The sequence below is a fragment of the Streptomyces sp. NPDC004561 genome (assembly GCF_053602155.1).
Window position 1 is genome coordinate 1 of record NZ_JBSGDB010000482.1, and the last position, 6,411, is coordinate 6,411.

The 6,411-nt window shown below is 73.5% G+C and carries 8 protein-coding genes and 1 pseudogene; 5 read left to right on the plus strand and 4 right to left on the minus strand.

Annotated features, from left to right (window positions below):
- Positions 1–94, plus strand: a pseudogene (locus tag ACWEN3_RS38420) (ABC transporter permease); the annotation flags it as partial.
- A 3-nt stretch (positions 95–97) separates the two neighbouring features.
- Here the strand turns inward: ACWEN3_RS38420 and ACWEN3_RS38425 are convergent.
- The 4 genes from ACWEN3_RS38425 to ACWEN3_RS38440 all read right to left on the minus strand — a co-directional run bounded on the left by ACWEN3_RS38425 (position 98) and on the right by ACWEN3_RS38440 (position 3,265).
- Entirely contained in the window at positions 98–409 is a 312-nt protein-coding gene (locus ACWEN3_RS38425) for an SHOCT domain-containing protein (RefSeq protein WP_452980966.1), read from the minus strand.
- A 4-nt stretch (positions 410–413) separates the two neighbouring features.
- Entirely contained in the window at positions 414–890 is a 477-nt protein-coding gene (locus ACWEN3_RS38430) for a DUF6325 family protein (protein WP_452980968.1), read from the minus strand.
- A 108-nt stretch (positions 891–998) separates the two neighbouring features.
- On the minus strand, positions 999–1,970 hold the full coding sequence (locus ACWEN3_RS38435) for a YhjD/YihY/BrkB family envelope integrity protein (RefSeq protein WP_452980969.1): 972 nt from the start codon (positions 1,968–1,970) through the stop codon (positions 999–1,001).
- Positions 1,971–2,059: 89 nt separating this feature from the next.
- Complete coding sequence (locus ACWEN3_RS38440; RefSeq protein ID WP_452980972.1) at positions 2,060–3,265, minus strand: alpha/beta hydrolase family protein; 1,206 nt, start codon at positions 3,263–3,265, stop codon at positions 2,060–2,062.
- Between the two features lie 189 nt (positions 3,266–3,454).
- Between ACWEN3_RS38440 and ACWEN3_RS38445 the strand changes: the two genes are divergently transcribed.
- The 4 genes from ACWEN3_RS38445 to ACWEN3_RS38460 all read left to right on the plus strand — a co-directional run.
- Positions 3,455–4,054, plus strand: a complete 600-nt coding sequence (locus ACWEN3_RS38445) for a hypothetical protein (protein WP_452980975.1) — start codon at positions 3,455–3,457, stop codon at positions 4,052–4,054.
- A gap of 36 nt (positions 4,055–4,090) precedes the next feature.
- Positions 4,091–5,056 (plus strand): hypothetical protein, encoded by a 966-nt coding sequence (locus ACWEN3_RS38450; protein ID WP_452980978.1) that lies wholly within the window; start codon positions 4,091–4,093, stop codon positions 5,054–5,056.
- Between the two features lie 46 nt (positions 5,057–5,102).
- The gene (locus ACWEN3_RS38455) at positions 5,103–5,879 is read left to right on the plus strand and encodes a TIGR03936 family radical SAM-associated protein (protein WP_452980981.1); all 777 of its coding nucleotides are present in this window, start codon (positions 5,103–5,105) and stop codon (positions 5,877–5,879) included.
- 262 nt (positions 5,880–6,141) lie between these two features.
- Positions 6,142–6,411, plus strand: a 270-nt coding sequence (locus tag ACWEN3_RS38460) for a hypothetical protein (protein ID WP_452980984.1), incomplete at its 3' end; no start/stop codon positions are given.

A 6,411-nucleotide genomic window follows, 5' to 3' on the forward strand; every position in this document is an offset into this window, starting at 1 on the left:
CCAGCTGTGCGTGCGGTTCCGCTGGATCTACCCGCCCGTCCTCGGCCTCACCACCGTGCTCTACGCCGTCCCGTCGCTCGCCTTCTTCGTGGTGCGGTCAGCCGAGGACGGCGCGCTTCTGCGCGGCGAACTCCTCGTCGCTGAGCACGCCCTGGCTGCGCAGCTCGTTGAGCTCCTTGAGCTGGTTGATCTTGGCGGTCATGTCGTCCTCGGTGGACGGCGGAGGCGGCGCGGGTGCCGCCGGAGCCGCGGGGGGAGGCGGGGGAGGCGCCGCGGCCGGCGGATAGGCCTCCTGCTCGGCCTGGGCGGCCCAGCGGCCGGCCTGCCGGCGTGACACACGGTTGGACACCGCCGTGGCGGTTCCGGCGACGACCGCGGTGCGTGCGACACCGCGAAGCAGTCCGGGCATGGTCTTACCTCCGAGGTGATGCCGACGCGGTTTCGGGGGCCCGGGACTCGGCCTCCTCCAGTGACGCGATCAGCGCCTGGACCGGGATACGGCCGGCCGCGACGAGCTGGGCGCCGCCCCGCCGGAGCGCCACCGCCAGGGGCGCAGCCCACAGGTTCTCGTACACGAGGATCGCCGCGGAGTTTCCGGGCTCCAGCGCCGTGCCGGCCTCGTCGAGGTCGGACTGGTCCAGCAGCCCGGAGGCGGCACCGGCGAACACGGTCAGGTCCACGTCGCCCTCGAGGTCGCCCAGGTCGACCGCGATGACCGTGCCGTCGCTGTCCTTGCGGACGAACACGAGGTCGAGGACGCGGATGATGCCGCGGTCGACCAGATCCACGAGCAGGGGCAGCCCCTCGCCCGTCATGCGGTGGCCCGGGAACTCCACGACCAGGTAGTCGACCGGGCCCATCTCGTCGAGGCCTTCGCTGTGTGCACTCATGCGGATCAACTCACTAGGGGGTGTCGAGGCGGGCCGGCCTCCGCCTGTGTCGTCCCCAGCCTGTGCCCACGGCGCGCCCGGGGCCTCACCCCGCGCGGGTGAGCCGGCTCAGGGGGCGGGCGGGTCCTCGGGGGGCCGGTGGCGCGAGACCTGCCGGCGGACGGAGCGCCAGCGGGACCGGGTCTGCTCCACGACGTCGTCCCACTGCCGGCGGACCTCGTCGTCCGGCGTGCGCTCACCGTGTTCGATGCGGACGAGCTCGTCCCGTACCTCGCGTCCCACCACGGCCGCCCCGACGATGACGAGCATGATCGCGAAGAGGGCCGACATCATCGCGAAGACCGCGCCCACCACCCCGTACCGCTTGGCCGAGGAGTTGAACAGGAGCGGCAGATAGATCGTCGCGCCCACGGAGTAGAGCCCCGTGGCGACGGCCCCGGTGACGCCGAAGGGAATCTGGTCGCGCCAGCCGACGCGCCGGGCGGACAGCAGGACCCCGCTCCAGGCGAGGAAGACGGCGGTCAGCGGCAGCTCGCAGGCCACGGCGATCAGGTGCGCCCGGCTGTCGGACGGCACGGCCGCCTGGAGCAGGGCGCTGAGCAGGGCGTAGCAGGTGGCGGAGAGCAGCCACCACAGACCGTTGCGGGTGTTGCGCACGCTGAGGGGCTTGAGCTCCCAGGTCTGTTCGAACAGACGTTGCAGGGCCCGGGTGAAGCTCAGCGCCGAGACGGCCAGGAACAGCACGCCGAACACACCCCCGCTCGTGTTCTCCTGGTCCGAGGAGAACAGGGCGTCGACCGCGGAGGCGCCCGCTCCCGTCAGCCCGTACCGCTTGACGATGTGCTCGGCGACGTCGTACGACGTGACGCTCTTCAGCACGGTCGCGCCGATGATCGCGAGCGGGACCAGCGCGGTCAGGGCGCTGGAGGCGAGGCCCATGGAGCGGTCGAAGCCCGCGACCCGCTGGAACCGGCCCATGACCCTCAGCGTGAAGGCAGGACGCAGCCAGAACGTGAGGGTTCTGACCAGGCGCCGGCCACCGTTCTCCGCCGTCGTGCCCTCCGTGGGGATCGGGTGCAAAGGGGCACCGCGAGCCTAACGGCCCGTCACCTCCGCCCCCGGCCCGACACGACGGCCGCCCCGGCCGACCCCCGCGCGGTCTCCCGGCGCTAGAGAGCGGCCAGCCGGCCGTCCAGCCAGTCGAAGACGCGCTGTTCGAACAGGGCGCGCCCCAGGGGCTCGCAGTGCAGATGCGCCCCCTCGTCCTCGGTGAAGCGGACCAGCTCCTTGGGGCCGGGCAGCAGGCCGTACAACTCCCGCGAGGCGCCGGGCCAGAAGTGCTCCCCGTCCGGGTCGGTGACGAGCAACGGCGTGCCGATCCGGTCCACCACGGGCGTCACGTCGTACCGGGAGACCTCCGTCAGCAGGTCGAACGGCGAGCGGATGCCGTACGGCTTGGCCCGCCGGCGCCACATCGCGGCGAGCGCCGGATCCTGGCTCAGGCCCTCCCTGAGGAAGCCGTCGAAGAGGGCCCGCTCACCGGCCTCCCACAGGTCACGCAGTTCCGCGCCGAGGTTGGGCCACCAGCTGTCCGCCACCCGGACCACCCCGGGGTCGGCGACCGCGGCGGCGATCCGGTGCTCGAAGGCGAGGGCGCGCGGAACCCAGTAGCCGCCCTGGCTGATGCCGGCCAGGACGATCCGGCGGGGATCGACGTCGGGCCGGGAGAGGAGGAGGTCGACGACGGGGGTGATGACGTTCTCCCAGTCGGGCCGGAAGGTCACGCCCCGGTCGAAGAGCATCGACTGCTGGCCCGGGCCGTCGAAGAGCAGGACGCGGTAGCCGCGGGCCACGGCCGGCGCGCCGAGCAGCGTCCAGGCGGTGCTGATCGGGCCGTCGCTGCCGTTGTTGGCGATCAGCGTCGGCAGCGGACCGGAAGCGCCGGGCGGGCCTACCAGGTAACCCGGCAGGGACGTGTCCTCGTACGGGATCGCGACCGGCTCGGCCGGCGGGTCCCAGGCCCGCAGGAAGCGGTCGAAGCACGCGCGGTGCTCCGGGAACACCTCGGCCAGCCGTTTCTCCGGCTCGGCGGCCGCGTCGACGCCCACCAGGGCCGTGCCGAAGTACCCGGCGGCGCGCAGACAGGCGTCCCGGGCGCTCACCGTCCGCCCCTCGGCCGCGCCGCGGTCGGCCTGTTCGCGCACCCGGCGCCCCAGCCCCACCCAGGCGTCGAACCAGGCCTCCCCGTCCCCGTCCGCCACGGCGGAGGCGGTCGCCAGCACCTCGCCCGCGTCGGCGCCCTGCCGCCAGACCGACCCCAGGGCGAGCCGGACCTCGTAGTCGAACTGGACGTTCTCGCTGAATCGGTAGGTCATGACGGCTCCCGGGCGGACCGAACCGGCACCCCCGCTCGCTTCCGGACCGCGTCCTTTTCGGCAGCAGCGGCCCGCTCCCACGGTAGGAGCGGTCCGCGCGGGGCGCACCGCGGCGGCATGCGATTCCGGGCCGGCGCCCGCACGATGGGGAGAAGCGGCCGGTCGGACACCCTGGCGGGAGGGACTCCCATGACACAGCGGACCGAGACGAAGGCCCCGGCCAGGAAGCCCGTCAGCACGGGCGGCGTGTTCCTCTCCTTCGCGCCCTGGATCATCTTCGGCGTGGTCGCCGGGCCCAGCACCTGGGAGTACGCGGCCCTCGCCGCGCTGATCGCCTCGATCGTCCTGTCGGGACAGGACATGCTCCACGGGCGGACCCACATCCTCGACATGGTCGCCATCGTGTTCTTCGCCGTGCTCACCGTCCTCGCGCTCGCCCTGAACCGCTCGCAGCTCCTGTGGGTCGAGACCTACGCCCAGGTCATCTCCAACGGGATCGTGGCCGTCGTCGCGCTGGGATCGCTGTTCGTGGACCCCTTCACGGCGCAGTACGCCCGCGAGCAGACACCCCGCGAACTGTGGGACTCACCCGTCTTCCGGCACGTCAACCGGGTGCTGAGCCTGGCCTGGGGGACGGTCTTCGCCCTCATCGCCCTCTCGGCCTGGCTGGCCGTCCGCGTCCCCTCCATGGACGACTGGTTCAACTGGGTGATCCCGGTGGTCCTGCTCGTCGCCGTGATCAAGTTCACGGCGCGCTACCCGGAGTACCGCAAGGCCCGCATGACGTAGCGCATCCGAACGGGCGGCCCGGGCGTCTACTCCGGTATGGATGTCCAGAAACCGCTCCCACCGCGGCAGCCCGAAGGATGCCTCGTCGTCGCGATCCGCATCCCGGTGCGGATCGTCGTGCTCGTCCTGGTCGTGCCGGTGCGGGTGGTGTGGGACGCGCTCGTGGCCGGCGGGCGGCTGCTGCGGGACACCGTTTTCAGGCCGCTCGGGCGGGCGCTGCTGTGGACGGGCAGGGTCCTGTTCGTGTGGCCCCTGGTGGGGTTGTGGCGGTATCTGCTGGTTCCCCTGGGCAAGGCGCTGGCCTGGCTCTGGACGGTGCTCGTCGTCGCCCCCGCGGTCTGGATCCACCGCGATCTGCTCACGCCCCTCGGGCGGGCCGTCGCATGGCTGGCCCGGTACCTGGTGGTGGTCCCCGCCCTGTGGCTCCTCACCTGGGTCCTCGCCCCGGTCGGGCGGGTGCTCGCCCGGTGCGTGCGGGGGCTCGGGAGGCTGCTCGCCCTGCTCGCCGAGGGCATCGGCCTCGCCCTGTACTGGACCGGCCGCGTCCTCCTCGTACTGCCCGCCCTCGCCCTCTGGCGCTGGGTGCTCGCGCCCGCCGGCCGGGTGCTGGCCGTCGTCGCACGGGAGGTGGGGGAGGCCCTCGGGCACGCCTGGCGGGTCGCCGGGCACCTCTCGCGGGCCGTCGGGCGGGTGCTCGGGACCCTCTTCCGGTCGATCTTCGTGGATCCGGTGCGCTGGGTGTACCGGATCGTCCTCACCCCGGTCGGCCACGTCGTACGGGACGCCGTCCTGCGGCCCGCCGCCGCGGGCGCACGCGTGGTGGGACGGGCCGCCCGCGACGCGCTGGCCGCCGCCCGCGACACCGTGCGGCAGGCCCGCGCCGACGTCCGGCGCGCGCTCTTCGGCGAGCCCCGGCAGCAGGCCGCGGTGGACCGGCGGGAACCTCAGGGGCCCGCGGCACGTACTCTTGGTAGCAGTACGACCGCTCTCACGAAGGACTAGGACACTGGGCAAGCGACAGCCCGAAGGCCCGCCGCCCGCACCCGCGGTGCAGCGCATCCGACTGCGCTACACCAAGCGCGGCCGCCTGAGGTTCACCAGCCACCGAGACTTCCAGCGCGCCTTCGAGCGTGCGCTGCGCCGCGCCGAGGTGCCCATGGCGTACTCGGCCGGGTTCACGCCGCACCCGAAGGTGTCGTACGCCAATGCCGCACCCACCGGCACGGGCAGTGAGGCGGAGTATCTGGAGATCGCGCTCACCGAGGCGCGTGACCCGGAGCCGCTGCGCGTCCTCCTCGACGAGTCGCTGCCCGCCGGGCTCGACGTCATCGAGGCGGTCGAGGCGCGGACCTCGGGCCTCGCCGACCGGCTCACGGCTTCCGTCTGGGAGCTGCGGCTGGACGGCGTCGCCCCGGCCGACGCCGAGCGCGCGGTCGCGGCCTTCAACGGGGCCGAGACCGTCGAGGTGCAGCGGATGACCAAGAACGGCGTCCGTACCTTCGACGCCCGCCCGGCCGTGGCGAGCCTGGAAACGCACGGTACGCCGGCTGATAGGCCGACCGACCAGCCCTGTGCGATACTGCGGCTGGTTGTTCGGCACGTGACGCCTGCCGTACGACCCGACGACGTCCTGTCCGGTCTCCGCGCCGTGGCCGACCTGGCGCCGCCGGTCCCCGCAGCGGTGACCAGGCTGGCGCAGGGGCTGTTCGATGAAGAGACCGGCACGGTGACCGACCCGCTCGCGCCCGACCGCGAGGCAGCCGAGGCCCTGACGGCCGTACCGGCGGCCGCCGCGACGGCGCCGATGCCGGAAGGTCCCGTGTAGGGACGGACGTCGTAGCGCCGCCCTCGTACTCGGGAGCCACCTGGGTCGGGCAGCGCACCGACCAGAAGACTTTCGCCAGGCCGTACCGACAAGGCGTACGGAACCGGCGAGACAGGACACAGAGTGCTCCCGTGCGGCGCCCGCGCCCCGGACGGCGGCCACCGCGTACCACGCGGGCCGCGGACGTCAACGGCGGACGGTCACTGATGACCGCCGCCGGACCAGGCGCGGCGCCCGGGAGCCTGACGGGAGAAACGCCCGCATGCTCGAGCCGACCGAACCCATCGAGGGTTCCGAACTGAACACTCCCAGCGACACCCTGCCGCCGCGCAGGCGTCGCCGTGCCGCCTCCCGCCCGGCGGGTCCGCCCGCCACGGCCACCGAGGCGCCCGAGGAGGTCACCCTCCCGGCCATACCGGCCGCGGACACCGACGAGGTCACGGAGGCCGTCGCCGCCGACGAGGCCGCGGAGGCCGAAGAGGCCGCAGCGGTCGCTGCGACCCAGGAGACGGAAGAGGCCGGTGCGCCGGCC

What these genes read in the sequence shown, in the direction of transcription:
- ACWEN3_RS38430 (WP_452980968.1), bottom strand. Translation starts at nt 890, where the DNA reads ATGAGTGCACACAGCGAAGGCCTCGACGAGATGGGCCCGGTCGACTAC.
- ACWEN3_RS38425 (WP_452980966.1), bottom strand. Translation starts at nt 409, where the DNA reads ATGCCCGGACTGCTTCGCGGTGTCGCACGCACCGCGGTCGTCGCCGGA.
- ACWEN3_RS38445 (WP_452980975.1), top strand. Translation starts at nt 3,455, where the DNA reads ATGACACAGCGGACCGAGACGAAGGCCCCGGCCAGGAAGCCCGTCAGC.
- ACWEN3_RS38450 (WP_452980978.1), top strand. Translation starts at nt 4,091, where the DNA reads ATGGATGTCCAGAAACCGCTCCCACCGCGGCAGCCCGAAGGATGCCTC.
- ACWEN3_RS38440 (WP_452980972.1), bottom strand. Translation starts at nt 3,265, where the DNA reads ATGACCTACCGATTCAGCGAGAACGTCCAGTTCGACTACGAGGTCCGG.